Source organism: Marinobacterium rhizophilum DSM 18822, assembly GCF_000378045.1.
In the GTDB taxonomy this organism is placed as follows: Bacteria; Pseudomonadota; Gammaproteobacteria; order Pseudomonadales; family Balneatricaceae; genus Marinobacterium_A; species Marinobacterium_A rhizophilum.
Window position 1 is genome coordinate 88,243 of sequence record NZ_KB899094.1, and the last position, 16,510, is coordinate 104,752.

The following is a 16,510-nucleotide window of genomic DNA, read 5'->3' on the forward strand; positions in this document are numbered from 1 at the left end:
AACGGTTGATGCATCGTTGGGCTACGCCCCTTCGGGCCTGCGCCCAATCGACCAATCACGCCCGCGGCATACCGTACATCCTGTACATCGCCGCTCCTGCGCATCCCTGCGCCCGCGGCATACCGTACATCCTGTACATAAACCCTGCTCACGTGCATCCATGCACTCGCAGGATAAGTACCTCCATGTACAAAAAAGGGAGCCGCGAGGGCTCCCAAGTGGGTCTCAGGAAGCAACCGCCTGAGTTCATGCGCACTTGAGCCCTGTTAGCGCATCTGCATGCGATAACAGGGCCCAGGGTTCGGGGCCCCTGCAGTGTTTTTTTACTTCATCGTCGGCATCGAGAACTCGGAGCCGGCGCGCAGGCCTGTCGGCCAGCGTGCAGTGATGGTTTTCATTTTGGTGTAGAAACGAACGCCATCCGGGCCGTGCATGTGCAGCGGGCCAAACAGGGAGCGCTTCCAGCCACCGAAGCTGTGGAACGCCATGGGAACAGGGATGGGCACGTTCACGCCGACCATGCCCACCTGGATCTCTTCGCAGAACTGACGGGCGCTGTCGCCGTCACGGGTGAAGATAGCCGTGCCGTTGCCGTATTCGTGCTCGTTGATCAGTTTGACTGCATCTGCGTAGGACTTGACCCGAACCACGCACAGTACCGGCCCGAAGATTTCCTCGTCGTAAATACGCATGCCGGGGCTGACCTGGTCGAACAGGGTCGGGCCAACGAAGTAGCCGTTCTCGTGATTCTTGGCGACAAAATCGCGGCCGTCGACCACGAGCTTCGCACCCTCTTCGACACCGGAGTCAATGTAGCTTTTTACCTTGGCGGCGTGTTCCTTGGTGATCAGCGGACCCATGTGTGCTTCTTCAGGCAGGCCGATACCGGGGCCGACGCGCATGGTGGCGATTTCTTCACCCAGGCGCTTGATCAGGTTGTCTGCAACGTCGTCACCAACACAGACCGCTACCGAGATCGCCATGCAGCGCTCGCCGGCAGAGCCGTAGGCCGCGCCCATCAGGGAGTGAACCACCTGCTCGGGGTCGGCATCCGGCATCACGACCATGTGGTTTTTGGCGCCGCCCAGGGCCTGTACGCGCTTGCCGTGCTCGCTGGCTGTTTTGTAGATGTACTCGGCAATGGGGGTCGAGCCGACAAAGCTGACTGCACCGACACGCTCGTCGGTCAGCAGTACGTCGACGGCTTCCTTGTCGCCGTTAACGATATTGAACACGCCCTTGGGCAGGCCGGCTTCGGCCAGCAGTTCCGCCAGACGGTAAGTGGTGCTCGGGTCCTTCTCGGACGGCTTCATGACAAAGGTGTTGCCGCAGGCGATGGCGACCGGGAACATCCACATCGGCACCATGGCCGGGAAGTTGAACGGGCTGATACCCGCACAGACGCCGACCGGCTGCATTTTGGAGTAGCTGTCCACGCCGCGGCCGACGTTCAGGCTGTGCTCGCCCTTGAGCAGGTGCGGAATGCCGCAGGCAAATTCGACCACTTCCAGACCACGGGTCAGTTCGCCCTTGGCATCGGAGAACACCTTGCCGTGTTCGGAGGTGATCATGGCAGCCAGTTCGTCGGCATGCTCTTCGACCAGCGCCTTGAACTTGAACATGACGCGGGCACGGTTCAGCGGGGAGACCTTGCTCCAGGTTTTCAACGCTTCTGCGGCCGATGCGATGGCATCACGGGTTTCGTCGGCGCTGGAGAGCGCGACGTTCATGCTCGGCTCGCCGGTGGCCGGGTTGTAAACGACAGCGGTACGGCCGCTATTGCTGGCGACCGCTTCGCAGTTGATGTAGTTACCCAGAGTTTTCATGCTGTTTCCTCGTGAATCTTGTAATTGAATGCTCGGTCCGTGCGCGATCAGGCGCGGATTTCGAGTCCGGCGCTATCGCAAAAGCGCTGCAGGTGAGTGCGGCCCAGGGTTGCGTAAGTGAGCGGGTGCGCCACGGTTGGATCCTGCTCGGCCTCGACCACCAGCCAGCCTTCGTAGCCGCTGGCCTTGAGGGCCTTGAACAGGGTTGTATAGTCGATAAAGCCATCGCCGGGCACGGTGAAGACGCCGCTGAGCACCGAGTCGAGAAAGCTCATGTCGCGATTTTTCACGTCTTGCATGATGGCGGGACGAATATCCTTGCAGTGCACATGACAGATGCGATCGGCATGGCGCTGCTGGATCGCCAGCGGATCACCGCCTGCAAAAGTCAGGTGACCGGTGTCCAGCAACAGGCCTACGGCATCCGTGGTACCGGCCATCAGGCGGTCGATTTCCTCTTCGGTCTCGATCACGGTACCCATGTGGTGGTGATAGGCGATGCGAACACCCTGATCCAGGCAGTACTGGGCGACGCTATTGAGACGCGGCAGGAAGACTGCCCACTGTTCTTCGCTCATGACCGGACGCTTGGTGACCGGCGTTTCGCGCTGGCCATGTACGCAGCCGGTGACTTCGCAAAACACCATGACCTTGGCGCCCAGCGTCTTGAGCAGGTGCAGGTGGCCCTGAATGGCTTCGATTTCTTCTTCCGCCGTGCGGTTAAGCAGCTCACTGCTGTACCAGCCGGACACCAGACTCAGGCCATGGCTATCCAGGATCGGGCCCAGGGCTTCGGGGGTGCGGGGAAACTTCTGGCCCAGTTCGAAGCCGGCGTAGCCGGCCTGCTTGCCTTCGGTCAGACAGGTTTCCAGTGAGGTTTCTGCACCCAGCGCCGGCATGTCGTCGTTGGTCCAGGTCAGCGGGTTGATGCCAATTCTTACACTCATCTTGTTCTCCAAATACGTAATAAAGGTCTGTTATCGAGTGCGTTAGGGGCCTGTTGAACTTGACCGGTCGTAGCGAGGGAATGGCCAAAATCGGCGTTTCCGCAGCAGATCAGTGTTAAGTCCAACAGGCTGCTATATGTTCTGTAGCTGGCGGGCCTTGAACGACTCGTAGCGACGACGGGCTTCCACCACCTGGGAACGCTCGGAGACCTCAGGCACCGCCACATCCCACCAGGAACCGCCTTCTTCAGCCACGTTGACGACGTCGGTATCCAGCGTGATCAGGTAGCTGATCGGTGACGCTTTGGCACGCTCCAGCGCGGCTTCCAGCTGCTGAATGTTGCCAACCTTCTCGGAACGGGCGCCCAGGGCGGCGGCATGGGCCGCGAAGTCGGTTTTGGGTGCACCACCTTCGACGGTCAGGCAGTCCTCCAGCATGTTGTTGAAGCCGGGGCCGCCGCAGAACTGCTGCAGGCGATGGATGCAGCCATAGCCGCGGTTATCCAGCACCACCATGACGATCTTCTGGCCGAGCATCACCGAGGTGGCGATTTCGGAGTTAAGCATCAGGTAAGAGCCATCGCCGACCATGACGAACACTTCGGAATCCGGTTTGGCCATCTTGGCACCCAGGCCGCCCGCCAGTTCGTATCCCATGCAGGAATAGCCGTACTCCATGTGGTAGCCCTTGTCGAAACGGGTACGCCAGAGCTTTTGCAGTTCGCCCGGCAGACCGCCGGCGGCGCAGACCACGATGTCCTTTTCGCCGGCAGCACGGTTTACCGCACCCACCACTTCCGCATCGGTGGGCAGGTCAGTGCCGCGGTCGGTGGTGGCGATATCGACGGATTTGTTCCACTGAGTGCGCAGTTGGGCGGCTTTCTCGATCCAGCTGCCTTCAGGCTGCCAGCCGGCCAGGCCAGCCGTCAGCTGTGGCAAGGTGAGCTTGGCATCGCCAACCAGCGGCTGGCCCTTGTGCTTGACGGCGTCGAAGGAGGCAACGTTAAGGCACAGCAGGCGCGCGTTCGGGTTGATCAGTGCGCGGGAGCCGGAGGCAAAGTCACCCAGGCGGGTGCCCACGGCGATAATCAGGTCCGCCTCGGCGGCCAGGGTATTGGTGGAGGCCGCGCCGGTAACACCGATGGTGCCCATGTTGTGCTGATGGTCCCAGGGCAGCGCGCCCTTGCCGGCCTGCGTTTCGCCGACCGGCAGGCTGCAGGCGTTCACCAGCGCATCCAGTTCGTTGATGGCGCCGGAGTAGTGCACGCCGCCACCGGCGATGACCAGCGGCTTTTTCGCCTGGCGGATCAGCGCGATAGCTTCTCCCAGCTCGACTGAGTCGGGGGCCTGGCGGCGCAGGCGGTGAATCTTCTGGGCGAAGAACTGTTCCGGGTAGTCGTAGGCCATGGTCTGCACGTCCTGCGGCATCGCCAGGCATACCGGCCCGCATTCAACCGGATCCGTCAGTACGCGCATGGCCTGCGGCAACGAGGTCAGCAGCTGCTCGGGGCGGGTAATGCGATCAAAGAAGCGGCTGACCGGCTTGAAGCAGTCGTTCGATGTCAGGGTGTGGTCGTGAAAGTTCTCCACCTGCTGCAGCACCGGGTCCGGCAGACGGGTGGCAAAGGTATCCCCTGGCAGGAACAGTACCGGCAGGCGGTTGACATGGGCCACGGCAGCCGCGGTCACCATGTTCACGGCGCCGGGGCCTGCGGACGCGGTACAGGCCATCATCTGCTGACGGTTCAGTGTCTTGGTGTAGGCGATGGCCGCGTGGGCCATGCCCTGTTCGTTGTGGGCACGGTACGTCGGCAACTCATCCTGCACGTGGTAGAGAGCTTCGCCGAGCCCGGCCACGTTACCGTGTCCGAAGATCGCCCAGACACCCGCGAACATCGGCTTGAGTTCGCCGTCGATCAGTACTTTTTGGGCCGTCATATAGCGCACAACGGCCTGTGCCATAGTCAGTCTGATTGTTTTCATTCTTGTCTCTCCGACCTCAATTAGCTGGCCTTGCGCGCGCGCCAGTGCCGAATCAGTTGTAGATAGTTGTTGCTGACGCTGTTGACCAGGCCTTCATCGTCGATCTCGCCGGCCAGCCACTGGCGGCTTTCCTGCGCCCAGAGCGTGCGGCCGATGGTGAAGCCCTTGCAGATATCAAAGCCGGCGGTGTTGTCGAAGCCTTGTTTGATTTCATCAATGGGTGCATCCAGGCCCAGCAGTACGACGCCGCGGCAATGCGGTGCCCGTGCCTTGATCAACTCGCTGATCTCGCTCCAGGCGGCACGGCTCGGCGAAGGCAGTTTCCACCAGTCGGGCCGAATGCCGAGATTGTAGAAACGTGCAATGGAGCGTACCAGGGTGCTGTCGTCCTGCGGCATGTCCTTGGGCGGAATCAGCTCCAGCAGCAGTTCATGGCCGGAGGCGCAGCAGGCCTTGTACAGTTCCATGGCCTGACGTTCCTGGGCCAGCCGGGTTTCGATGGCATGATCGGGGTGATAAAAGATCAGGCACTTGACGACATGTTCGCGGGGCCACTCTTTCAGCCGGGAGCCAATGGAACGGCCGCCTTCGAGTTCGATCGGCATGGAAGAGGGCAGTTCCACCGGACGGCCGATCCACCAGCCGCGGCCGGTAACGTCGTTCAGTGCATCCTGGCCATAGGTATCGTCGATCAGCACGCCCACGTTGCCGTTCAGGCCGGCCTGTTCAGCGCCGCGTTCGGCGGCGTTGACCAGCAGGCGCTTCAGCGTCTTGATGCGGGCAGGATCGGTACCGACGTCCTTGGCCATGTCGAATAGCTGTTTGCGGTGGTCGAACGCCAGGCCGAAGATCTCGTTCCACTCGCCGACACTGCGTGTCGTCACGCGGTGCAGATAGTTCAGTTCGGTATCCTGGTCCGGACGCGGGATCGACTCGGCACGTTCCAGGTAATAATCCAGCTCTTCGGCGCTCGGGATCGCCGGGGCGCAGCCATGGCGCGATACCACCAGGGCGCCGCACGCATTGGCGTACGCGCAGCAGCGTTCGGGGCTTGCGTCCTGCAGCCAGCCGCGCAGGTAGCCGGACATAAAGGCATCGCCGGCACCCAGTACGTTCATCACTTCAACGCGTACGCCGGTGAAGACATCGAAGTCATCCATGCTGGCGGGAATGTCACCTTCCAGCACGGTGCAGCCGAGCGCACCCAGCTTCAGTACGATGGTGGCATCGCTCAGTGCGCGGATTTTCTTCAGTGCATCGATCGTGTCAGTGGTGCCACCGGCGATATGCACTTCCTCTTCGGTGCCAACAATCAGGTCGCAATAGGGCAGCACGGTTTGCAGGTGCGCGCTGACGCTGTCGTCGGACACGAAGCGGTTCTCGCCTTCACCAATACCGGTGAGGCCCCAGAGTACCGGGCGGTAGTCGATGTCCAGAACCACCTTGGTGCCGGCCGCACGGGCATACTCCATCGCGGTTTTGCTGGCTTCATAGGTCTGGGCGGTGGAGAAGTGCGTGCCGGTAATCATCAGCGCCTTGCTGGAGGCAATGAATTCCGGTGAAAAATCGTCCCTGGAGATGGCCATGTCGGCGCAATCGCGGCGGTAGAAAATCAGCGGGAAGGTGTCCTTGTCCTTGATGCCCAGGATAACCAGACCGGTAAGGCGGTCGGGGTCGGTGATGACATGGCTGGTATCGACACCGGCATGACCCAGTTCTTCACGCACAAAGCGTCCCATGTGCTCATCGCCAACGCGTGTCAGCATGGCGGACTTGAGGCCCAGGCGGGCGGTACCAAAAGCGATGTTGCCGGAAGAGCCACCGAGGTATTTGGCAAAACCGGACATGTCTTCAAGACGGCTGCCGATCTGCTCGCCGTACAGGTCCACTGCTGCTCTCCCAAGACAGATAACGTCCAGTGGCCGGCCTGCGCTGTTGGCGCTGAAGTTGCTCATAAGGTTATGCTCCTGGGCCGTGAGTCACACGGCGATTGTGCTTATTGTCGTATGTTGAAACCGTTCATTCCAAAATCAGCGACCGGCGGATCGATATCGAGTGTGACCGTCGTTTTTGACGTAAGGCTCGCTGCGCGGTACCACCAACAGATGTTTCAACCTGTCAGTGGTGAGTGTCTGGGTCGAGAATAGAATAAAAATTCCATAACAGCAACAGAATGGAAAATATTTTTTATTTCATGTTCTGTAATGGCTCCTTGGCCACTGCGATATGACGCCGCTGCGGGGCTTGTCAGCCCGAGGGGCCTGTCCATGACGAGGACCTGCTGAATCGCTGGCTATCTGTTTATAGGGCCATGGCGAGAAGGCGCTCCGCAACCTGTCGGACTTAACACTGATCTACTCGGCTCGGGCATCCTGCTTCGCCCTACCTCCTGCATCCATGCCGTCGTGCGGAAAGGCCGATTTCCTCCGGTAATGAGGGGGCATTTTGTGTGCTCTTTATTATTAATCTGACCTGAAAATAGGTTCATTTATATCGCTATTCAGGGGGTAGGAGGCCGGTCTCCGGGCGAATCGGGTGCCCACCCAAGCCCTGTTCGCCCGCGGAGCGGGCTCCTACAGATTTTCTGCACCCCTGCGGTTGGCAATGTATTTGTCAGCCGGATCAATAAATAGAACCACCATTTGCCTCAAAAGAGCTCAAAAACTGCCGCAAGTCGGACTTTCCCTCGTTACGATCGGCCAAACCTGTGCTGTGTACATCACGGGCACGTCAGGCGGGGCACCTATCAGGCGGGGCACCTAATTGTTCACCGGGCTAATTCACCGGGGCTATTCACCTGGATATTCACAGGGGTAAGAGTGCCATGGCGTCTGAGCGCCTCTCTTTACATAGGGCGCTACAAAGGGCGCTGCAAAAGACACTGTAAAGAACACGCCAGGTTACCTTGTTACAGTTATCTCATTATGGAATAAATATTCTGAAAATGTTGCGATAGGAACAAAAATTCCTTATGGTTTAGCTGTCGTGCGGTGCTGAAAGGGTTTGGCTGCAGCGGTGAAACGGAAATGAGACTGCATTTTTGGAAATTTTATTCCAATTCCGTGATGTGGGGGTTATAAGGAACCCTGAACACTGGAGGACAGCATAACCATGAATGCAGTACCGCAAACACTGGCCGATCTGAAGTCCGCCATCGCCGAGCAGCACTCAACGCTGAGCAAACGCCTGCGCCAGGTCGCGCAGTATGTTATGGACAATCCCAACGCGATCGCCTTTGGCACCGTTGCCGTGATTGCCAAGGATGCGAGTGTGCACCCCTCGACTCTGGTGCGCTTTGCCAACGCTTTCGGCTATAGCGGCTTCAGCGAGATGCAGCGTCTGTTTCAGCAAAAGCTGATACAGGAATCGCCCAGCTATACAGAACGCATCCGCATAGCGCGTGAAGAACTGGGCGATGACAGCGGTGATACGCCCCTGCAGTTGCTGTCGCAGTTTGCCGGCGCCAGTTCGGTGGCACTGGAGGAGCTGTGCGAGAGCATTAGCGAACGGGATCTGGAACGGGCGGTGGATATATTGGCCGCCGCTGAATCAACCCATGTGGTGGGCGTGCGCCGAGCCTTTGTGGTGGCGACGTATTTCGCCTATGCGTTGCGCCATATTGATCGTCGGGCCTACCTGATTGATGGTGTGGGCGGCATGTATAACGAGCAGGCCGGCGCCATTGGCGACAAGGATGCGATCATCGCCACCAGCTTTCATCCCTATGCGCCGGAAACCCAGAATGTGGCCAAGGCGGCGGTTGAGCGCGGTGTGCCGCTGATTCTGATTACCGACAGTCAGTTGAGCCCGCTGGCCGCCTGCGCCTCGGTCTGTTTTGTGGTGCGTGATGCCGAAGTGCACGGCTTTCGCGCCCTTGGCTCCACCCTCTGCCTGGCTCAGGCGTTGTCGATCAGCCTGGCGTACCGGGTCGACAAGCAGCGTGTAAGCGTCTGAAGGCCGGCGGATCGGGACAAGGGGTTATCGCTATCATTTTTCAACGCTATTGACCCAGAAGGGTTAATAGGTTCCGCAGGGATACTTCGTCTTTGGGCCTTGCTAACTGCAACAGCCCAATGCGGGCCCTGCGAAAACCGGCCTGTTTCGCGCGTGTGCCCGTTTAAGTGCGCTGGGCGCTTAAATGCATCGAGGTGTGTGCGGCAACCCGTACTTTCTGTCGATGCAGATTGCGTGCACACAGGTAATGAGCCGGTTTGTCCACCAGGTCAATAACTCCAAACAAGGTGAAATTTCATGTCCAAGCTCCTGTCCCGTCCGACCGCGCCCGATGATCAGGGTTGTATTCAGCGCATCACTCCCGCCTCTGCCGGCTGGGAGTATGTGGGCTTTGAGGTTTATCAGTTGCAGCCGGGGCAGGTACTGGAGCAGGCCACCGGCGATCAGGAAGTCTGTCTGGTGCTGGTGAGCGGACTGGCCGATGTTGCGACTGCGCAGGAAAGCTGGACTGGCCTGGGCGAGCGCATGAGCGTGTTCGAGCAGAAGGCACCCTTCAGTGTTTATGTGCCGCCGTCTGACACGTTCAAGGTGACCGCCACGACGGCGCTGGAGCTGGCCGTGTGCAAGGCGCCCGCAAAGGGCGAGTATCCCGCGCGTCTCATTACGCCAGCCGATACCCGCTACGAAACCCGCGGCGAAGGCACCAATCAGCGTCATGTCTGCAATATCCTGTTTGGCAACATGGCGGCAGAGCATTTGCTGGTATGCGAAGTCTTCACGCCAGGTGGAAACTGGTCCAGCTACCCGCCGCACAAGCATGACCGTGATGCGGCACCGGCGGAAACGCAGCTGGAGGAAACCTACTACCACCGCATCAATCCGCCCCAGGGATTTGCCTTCCAGCGTGTCTATACCGATGACCGCAGCCTGGATGAAACCATGGCGGTGGAAGATCACAACGTGGTCATGGTGCCTGAAGGCTATCACCCGGTGGGCGCCCCGCATGGCTATGACCTGTATTATCTGAATGTCATGGCCGGCCCCGAGCGTACCTGGATTTTCCACAATGATCCTGACCATGAGTGGCTGCTGCAAAAAGACTGATCAGCGCCTTCTGCCTGTATATTCGGCCGTGATCTTCTTCGCGGCCGGATAGCGCTCAGTAGCCGTACCGTTTACCGCTTTGCGTTGCCAACTGTAGTCTTTAAATCCAGGCGATCTGCTCACTGCTCACTGGTTTCTGCGCCGCGTTTTATTGTCTTGCGCTGCATGTGTTTCTACTCAGCAGGTCAGCTGGAAGCTGCCATTTCATTGCAAGTCACCCCGCTGTCTTTCCTTGGCCTATAGTTATCCGACAGGCGAGTCGGGCTGTACTTGGGTACAGATGGAATGATTTCAAACTGTCCATGGAGGCAATGTATGCGCGCATTACTGGGAGTTCTTAGTCTGAGTCTGGCATCCGTTGTGGTGTTGGCCGAGGGTAAATCGGTGAGCTACACGGTCAACGGTCAGGAATATGAGGGCTACTACGTGAGCCCGTCTGCGGATGCGCCGCTGGTGCTGTTGGTGCATGACTGGGATGGTTTGACCGACTATGAAGTGAAACGAGCAGAAATGCTGTCCGATATGGGTTACGGGGTTTTTGCCGCCGACCTGTTTGGCGCAGGTGTGCGCCCCACTGCACTTGAGGATAAACGTCAGCACACCGGAGAGTTGTATCAGGATCGGGAAAAAATGCGGGCATTGATGAGTGGTGCCCTGGATGCAGCCCGTGCGCAGGGCGCGCAAACTGAAAATGTGGTCGCGGCCGGTTACTGTTTTGGCGGGGCTGCGGTGTTGGAACTGGCACGCTCAGGTGCACCCCTGCAGGGGTTTGCAACCTTCCACGGGGGGCTCAGTAAGCCTGAGGGCCAGGACTACAGTGCGGTCAAGAGCAAGGTGCTGGTTATGCATGGCTCTGCGGATACGGCAATCAGTCTGAGCGATTTTGCGGGCCTGGCTGCTGAGCTGGAATCGGCTGGCGTCTCCCATGAGATGATTACCTACAGCGGTGCTCCCCATGCGTTTACGGTATTCGGTGCGGACAGTTACCGCGAAGAGGCGGACCAACAGTCCTGGAAGCGCTTTAGCGCTTTTCTGCATGAGCAGCTGGAAAACGAGTAGCTGTAACTAACCCCGTTGCGCCGTGCAGATGTACGTGCAGATGTAAAAGAGGCCCCGAACGGGGCCTCTTTTTTGTCGACGGGTTTAGCCAGTGGAGCCCTAGCGAGGCTCGCTCATCAGTCCCTTGACGATGGCAACGCAGGCAATTAATAGCACGATGGTGAAGGGGAACCCGGTGGAGACTGCCATGGCCTGCAGCGCACCCAGGCCGCCACCGAGCAACAGGGCAATGGCCACCAGGCCTTCGAACACGCACCAGAACACCCGCTGGGGTGTCGGCGCGTCAATCTTGCCGCCGGCGGTGATGGTGTCGATGACCAGGGAGCCGGAGTCCGACGAGGTCACAAAGAATACGATGACCAGCACGATGCCCAGGAAGGAGGTTATCTGGGTCAGCGGCAGTTCCTGCAGCATGGCAAACAGCTTCAGTTCCAGTGGTGCGCTGGCAACCGTCTGGACGCCATCGGTGACCAGCTGGCTGATAGCAGTGCCGCCAAAGGCTGTCATCCAGAAAACGCAGACCACTGAAGGAATCAGCAGTACACAGGTGATGAACTCGCGCACGGTGCGACCGCGGGACACACGGGCAATAAACATGCCGACGAACGGCGACCAGGAAATCCACCAGGCCCAGTAGAATGCGGTCCAGCCCTGGCTGAAGTTGGCATCGCTGCGACCCACGGGGTTCGACAGCGCTGGCAGGTTCTGCACATAGGCCACCAGGTTATTGAAAAAACCACTCAGGATGGCGATGGTCGGGCCCACGATGACCACGAACAGCAGCAGCAGGACTGCCAGGACCATGTTGATCTCCGACAGCCGCTTGACGCCGGCATCAAGCCCTGCCACCACGGACAGCAGTGCAATACCGGTGATACCGATGATCAGAAATACCTTGGTGGTTTCGGTCGCCGGCAGTCCAAACAGGAACTCGAGACCGGCGGCGGCCTGTTCGGCACCGAAACCCAGTGACGTCGCCAGTCCGAACAGGGTAGCGAATACGGCCAGTATATCGATGATGTGGCCAGTCAGACCCCAAATGCGCTCGCCGAAAATCGGGTAGAAAATGGAGCGCATGGTCAGTGGCAGACCCTTGTTGTAGGAAAACAGCGCCAGTGCCAGCGCGACAATCGCGTAGATTGCCCAGGGGTGCAGACCCCAGTGGAAGATGGTGGCGGCCATGCCTAAGCGCGCGGCGGCCTCCGCATCACCCGGTGCGCCGCCCAGAGGGGCCCAGCTGTCCGGTGTGCCTGCATTATCTGCAAAGGATGACGAGAAATGCGATAACGGCTCCGATACGCCGTAGAACATCAGGCCGATGCCCATGCCGGCGGCGAACAGCATGGCGAACCAGCCGCTGTAGGAGTAATCCGGTGTGGCATCGGTACCGCCCAGGCGTACGCGGCCCAGCGGCGAGACGACCAGCACCAGGCAGAGAATAACGAAGACATTGGCCGAGGCGATAAAGAACCAGTCCAGGGTCGAGGTCAGCCAGACTCTCATGGCATTGAACATGGGTCCCGCGCTGTCCTGGAACGCGAGGGTAAAAAAGACAAAGGCGACAATGCACAGTCCCGAGATCAAAAAAACCGGGTTATGTACATCAAGGTTGAAGGGTCCTATCTGGGTGCTGATATTGTCCTGACCGATTTCATAGTCGGTCTCAATCAGCGTGGAGTCTCCTTCAGGGCTAATATCTGTGGGTTCAGTCATGCTTTTCCCTTGTGTTGGACTGATAGGTGGCTCAAGGCCTTTGGCAAGCGGTACGCAGCATCGGCCTGTATCGCCAAGGCCGCGTTAGTCTGTGATCGCTGGCGAGCCCGGTTAAAGAACCCCGGCTATTTCAAGTCGTTGGGCTTTTGCGATTCATTTGATGACGCCCCCGTTGCTGTTAACAGTTGCGCCATCAATTACGAACACCATGCTGTGGTTAGGCTGCGAGCGGACTCTTAGCGGACAACCAGAACGGACATTTTGGAAAAGGATGCAAAGTAGCCTGCATTGGATGCGAAAACGTGCTCAAGCAAACCGGGTACATGGGATGCCATGACAACCAGGTCGGTGCCGGTATCGGTAGCGGCTCGCATGAGGGTATCGTCGAGGTCCACAGCGGGGTCATGGCTAATGTAGGACGCACTGCGGACGTCGGAAAGGTCATGTTTAATGGCCTGTTCCTGACCGAATTGCTCCATTTTTTTGGAAAACTCTTCCGGGGTATGAGCGACACTGCTCGGGGTGCTGGCGGTGACGCCGACATAACAGATGGAGGCCTGGTAAAGTTTGGCCAGATCGGCAGCGCACTGCAGCGCTTTCTCAAGTTTATCTGCGTGGGCCAGATCGACTGGCACCATGATATGACTGTACATGTGTTTTTCTCCCTGCGGGTGGCAAGTAGCACTTTTGAGATTGAGCTTACAGCTGCAAGTATTGCAGATGCTTGAAGAATAAGGGGGATTCTTAAAAAATCAAACGGGGAGTTGGTGAAACTGGAACCTGTACGGGGTCCCTTGAATGCAAAAAAGCCGGCATGGGCCGGCTTTTTCAGTCAGGGAGTGGTCACCCGAGAGTCAGGCTTGGGGTACTGTGCCGACCAGGTTGCGACGCTTCTGAAAGCGCTTGCGCAGGGTCAGCGCGAGGACCGAGGATGACAGTATGAAGGTCACCAGGTTGGCCAGAAACATCGGCAAATCATGCAGAATGATGCCGTAGGTCAGCCACAGGGCGACACCGAATGTCAGGATCGAATACATGCACACTGAAATGCCTTCGACATTGCCGGTCTTTAGAATTTGCAGTACCTGCGGCACGAAGGCAGCGGTAGTGCAAACGGCAGCAATCATGCCGATCAATGTCGTGTTATCCATCTGTGCAATCCTCGACATCATACCCAATGGCGGATCACGCCTTGCGTAACGTCGGTCATAAAAATTTAGGGTAGGTTGGCTATCATGCCGTGATTCAGGTGGCTGCGAGCGCAGAAGGTGAATCACGATTGAAGAAGCACGCGATTGTAATCAAGCACAGAGCGGTCTTTCAAGTGACCAAATCGAAACGCAGGCGTTAGATTTATTCATGTATTATGCTGCTGGTCAAATCGACCGAAAGTGACTGATCAGGCACGATTTTTTTGCGAGCAGGCTGTCGTGATTCCGGCTTTTGGGTTACCGTAATTTGCAGTGTTTACAGGAGAGATCCATGGAGTTTGTAATTCAGGACTGGCACTGGCTGGCATTTGGCATGTTGCTGGTGATGGCAGAGGTGTTTATTCCCAGCTTTACCATCTTCTGGTTTGGGCTGGGTGCCGTGATTGTGGCGGCCATTCTCTGGTGGGTGCCGGATTTCGCATTCAGCTGGCAATTGGTTGTCTGGGCCTTGTCGTCAAGCCTGTTTGCCGCGCTCTGGTTTCGCTTTTTCAAGCCGCTCATGGTGGATCGAACCAAGGCGGGTATTGCCCGCGAAGCCATTTGTGGAGAAAGCGGGCAGGTGATCAAAGTGCCGCAGCCGGGTGGGCGCGGTGTAGTGCGTTTCACCACGCCGCTGCTGGGGGATGATGAATGGGATTTTATTTGTGATAGCGAAGTTGCCCTCGGAGACCGGGTGCATGTCAAGGATGTGTCGGGCAACACCCTGATCGTGGAAAAACGTTAAGTCTGAAGTTCTGAAGTTCTGAAGGAGTAGCACTTATGATGATTGATGGAATCGTACTGGCCGGTATTTTTCTGGTGCTGGTGATTGTTACGGTGGCGCTGGGGGTCAAAACTGTACCCCAGGGCAGTAAGTTTGTGGTGCAGCGTCTGGGTAAATTCCATAAGACGCTGGGGCCCGGGCTCAATATTATTTTCCCGTATATCGATGCGGTAGCCTATAAAATCACCACTAAGGACATAGTGCTGGATATTCCGTCCCAGGATGTGATTACTCGGGATAATGCAGTGATCATCGCTAATGCGGTGGCCTACATCAATATCGTCTCGCCGGAAAAGGCGGTCTACGGTGTTGAGGATTACAATATTGCCATCCAGAACCTGGTGCAGACATCGTTGCGTTCGATCATCGGCGAGATGGATCTGGACGATGCATTATCCAATCGCGATGCCATCAAGGCCAAGCTCAAGGGCGCCATTTCCGACGATATCTCGGACTGGGGCATTACCCTGAAGACCGTCGAGATTCAGGACATCAATCCGTCAGAAACGATGCAGCATGCGATGGAAGAGCAGGCTGCTGCCGAGCGTGGCCGGCGCGCCACCGTGACCCGGGCTGATGGGGAAAAGGCCGCGGCTATTCTTGAGGCCGAGGGGCGGCTGGAGGCTTCGCGCCGCGATGCCGAGGCGCAGGTGGTGCTGGCCCAGGCGAGCCAGACGGCGATCGAAAAAGTTACCGCGGCGATTCAGAATAACGAGTTGCCGGTGATGTACCTGCTAGGCGAGCGCTACATCGAGGCAATGAAGGATCTGGCCGCGTCCGACAATTCCAAGACGGTCATTCTGCCGGGGGATATTCCGGCTGCAGTACGCGGCATTATGGGCGGATTTGGCAAGTGATGTTCGGCAGCGGGGCTCCACAGGGGCACCGCTGCATTCTTCCTGCCGTCGTGTTTCTGCCACGCAAAATGAAGGGTGTCCTGCGCATGACCGGCTTTTGGTCCTCGGCGGGTCCGGTCCGGAGGCATGATGGGGTTCAGTATTGAACAGTTGCAGGCCTTTGTCGCGGCGGCGGAGCAGGGGTCGTTTTCTGCAGCCGCAAGGCACTTGGGCAAGGCGCAATCGGTGATCAGTGTGGCAGTGAGCCACCTGGAAATTGACTGTGGTGTTGATCTGTTTGATCGCAGCGCACGCATGCCGGTGCTGACCGCACAGGGGCGTGCACTGTTGCGTGATGCGCAGGCGATCCTGCAGCGTTGCGATGAGATGCGCGCCAGTGCCGCGGGTCTTAGCCAGGGGATTGAGACGCGCCTGAGCGTTGCGGTGGATGCCGCCATCGCACTGGAATCACTGCTGCCTCAGCTGAGCGCCTTTGAACGGGCATTTCCCCACCTCGAGCTTGAACTGCTCAATCCCACCAGTCAGGACGTTGCTGAACTGGTCAGCAGCGGCCGCGCGGATTTGGGTGTGATGTTCGAGCAGGAGCTATACCCAAGGGCGTTTCATTTTTCCGGCATTGCCCATGTTGAAGTGATTGCCCTGGCCGGTCCCGATCACCCGCTGTGTCAACAGGAGCAGGTGAAACTGACGGATCTTGAACAGCACCGCCAACTGATGGCCTCCACGCGTACAACCGGGTTCCGCCAACTGGATGAGCTCAGTGGCGGACGCTGTTGGCGGGTGGAAAGCCAGTATGGCATCCTGGCGCTGGTGCGGGCCGGGTTCGGTTGGGCTTACCTGCCGCGCCACTTTGTACAGGCAGACCTGGCCCATGGCCGGGTCAAACAGCTGCCGCTCGATTTCCAGCAGGTGGATATCCAGACCGGTATCGATCTGATCTGGAGTCGTGACCGGCCCCTGGGGCCCGCTGGCCGCTGGTTGACCGGGGCACTGTCCAAAGGCGACGCTGCCGATCGTTCCTGAGCGACGGTGTCGAAGATGGCCAGGTTGTTCTCTATACCCTCTGGGCGCGACAGCGCGCTTGCCGTCAGTA

At 58.4% G+C, this 16,510-nt stretch carries 13 protein-coding genes; 6 read left to right on the forward strand and 7 right to left on the reverse strand.

What is annotated here, in order from left to right; all coding sequences use genetic code 11:
- Positions 1-323: 323 nt before the first annotated feature.
- From F451_RS0108040 to F451_RS0108055, 4 genes are all read right to left on the reverse strand, one after another.
- The gene (locus F451_RS0108040; protein WP_020680846.1) at positions 324-1,826 is read right to left on the reverse strand and encodes a CoA-acylating methylmalonate-semialdehyde dehydrogenase; all 1,503 of its coding nucleotides are present in this window, start codon (positions 1,824-1,826) and stop codon (positions 324-326) included.
- 47 nt (positions 1,827-1,873) lie between these two features.
- Positions 1,874-2,773 carry a myo-inosose-2 dehydratase gene (gene iolE, locus F451_RS0108045; RefSeq protein WP_020680847.1) on the reverse strand — a complete coding sequence of 300 codons (900 nt, stop codon included), beginning with the start codon at positions 2,771-2,773 and terminating at the stop codon, positions 1,874-1,876.
- A gap of 132 nt (positions 2,774-2,905) precedes the next feature.
- Entirely contained in the window at positions 2,906-4,756 is a 1,851-nt protein-coding gene (gene iolD, locus F451_RS0108050; protein WP_026291603.1) for a 3D-(3,5/4)-trihydroxycyclohexane-1,2-dione acylhydrolase (decyclizing), read from the reverse strand.
- Positions 4,757-4,776: 20 nt separating this feature from the next.
- Positions 4,777-6,711, reverse strand: coding sequence for a bifunctional 5-dehydro-2-deoxygluconokinase/5-dehydro-2-deoxyphosphogluconate aldolase (locus F451_RS0108055; RefSeq protein WP_020680849.1), 1,935 nt, complete (start codon positions 6,709-6,711; stop codon positions 4,777-4,779).
- 1,156 nt (positions 6,712-7,867) lie between these two features.
- Between F451_RS0108055 and F451_RS0108060 the strand changes: the two genes are divergently transcribed.
- The 3 genes from F451_RS0108060 to F451_RS0108070 all read left to right on the forward strand — a co-directional run bounded on the left by F451_RS0108060 (position 7,868) and on the right by F451_RS0108070 (position 10,873).
- The gene (locus F451_RS0108060) at positions 7,868-8,710 is read left to right on the forward strand and encodes a MurR/RpiR family transcriptional regulator (RefSeq protein WP_020680850.1); all 843 of its coding nucleotides are present in this window, start codon (positions 7,868-7,870) and stop codon (positions 8,708-8,710) included.
- A 297-nt stretch (positions 8,711-9,007) separates the two neighbouring features.
- Positions 9,008-9,814: a 5-deoxy-glucuronate isomerase gene (gene iolB / locus F451_RS0108065; protein WP_020680851.1), complete on the forward strand. Its 807-nt coding sequence runs from the start codon at positions 9,008-9,010 to the stop codon at positions 9,812-9,814.
- Positions 9,815-10,129: 315 nt separating this feature from the next.
- The gene (locus F451_RS0108070; protein WP_020680852.1) at positions 10,130-10,873 is read left to right on the forward strand and encodes a dienelactone hydrolase family protein; all 744 of its coding nucleotides are present in this window, start codon (positions 10,130-10,132) and stop codon (positions 10,871-10,873) included.
- A gap of 99 nt (positions 10,874-10,972) precedes the next feature.
- On the opposite strand, the gene F451_RS0108075 is transcribed toward F451_RS0108070, so the two are convergent.
- The 3 genes from F451_RS0108075 to F451_RS0108085 form a co-directional block, all read right to left on the reverse strand.
- On the reverse strand, positions 10,973-12,586 hold the full coding sequence (locus tag F451_RS0108075; protein ID WP_020680853.1) for a BCCT family transporter: 1,614 nt from the start codon (positions 12,584-12,586) through the stop codon (positions 10,973-10,975).
- Positions 12,587-12,822: 236 nt separating this feature from the next.
- Positions 12,823-13,239, reverse strand: a complete 417-nt coding sequence (locus F451_RS0108080; protein WP_020680854.1) for a universal stress protein — start codon at positions 13,237-13,239, stop codon at positions 12,823-12,825.
- 201 nt (positions 13,240-13,440) lie between these two features.
- Entirely contained in the window at positions 13,441-13,737 is a 297-nt protein-coding gene (locus F451_RS0108085) for a SemiSWEET transporter (protein WP_020680855.1), read from the reverse strand.
- Between the two features lie 331 nt (positions 13,738-14,068).
- On the opposite strand from F451_RS0108085, the gene F451_RS0108090 reads away from it, so the two are divergent.
- The 3 genes from F451_RS0108090 to F451_RS25065 all read left to right on the forward strand — a co-directional run bounded on the left by F451_RS0108090 (position 14,069) and on the right by F451_RS25065 (position 16,440).
- Positions 14,069-14,521: an NfeD family protein gene (locus tag F451_RS0108090; protein WP_020680856.1), complete on the forward strand. Its 453-nt coding sequence runs from the start codon at positions 14,069-14,071 to the stop codon at positions 14,519-14,521.
- A 35-nt stretch (positions 14,522-14,556) separates the two neighbouring features.
- Positions 14,557-15,417 carry an SPFH domain-containing protein gene (locus F451_RS0108095; protein ID WP_020680857.1) on the forward strand — a complete coding sequence of 287 codons (861 nt, stop codon included), beginning with the start codon at positions 14,557-14,559 and terminating at the stop codon, positions 15,415-15,417.
- A 126-nt stretch (positions 15,418-15,543) separates the two neighbouring features.
- Positions 15,544-16,440 carry a LysR family transcriptional regulator gene (locus F451_RS25065; RefSeq protein ID WP_083928380.1) on the forward strand — a complete coding sequence of 299 codons (897 nt, stop codon included), beginning with the start codon at positions 15,544-15,546 and terminating at the stop codon, positions 16,438-16,440.
- The last annotated feature ends 70 nt before the right edge of the window (positions 16,441-16,510 follow it).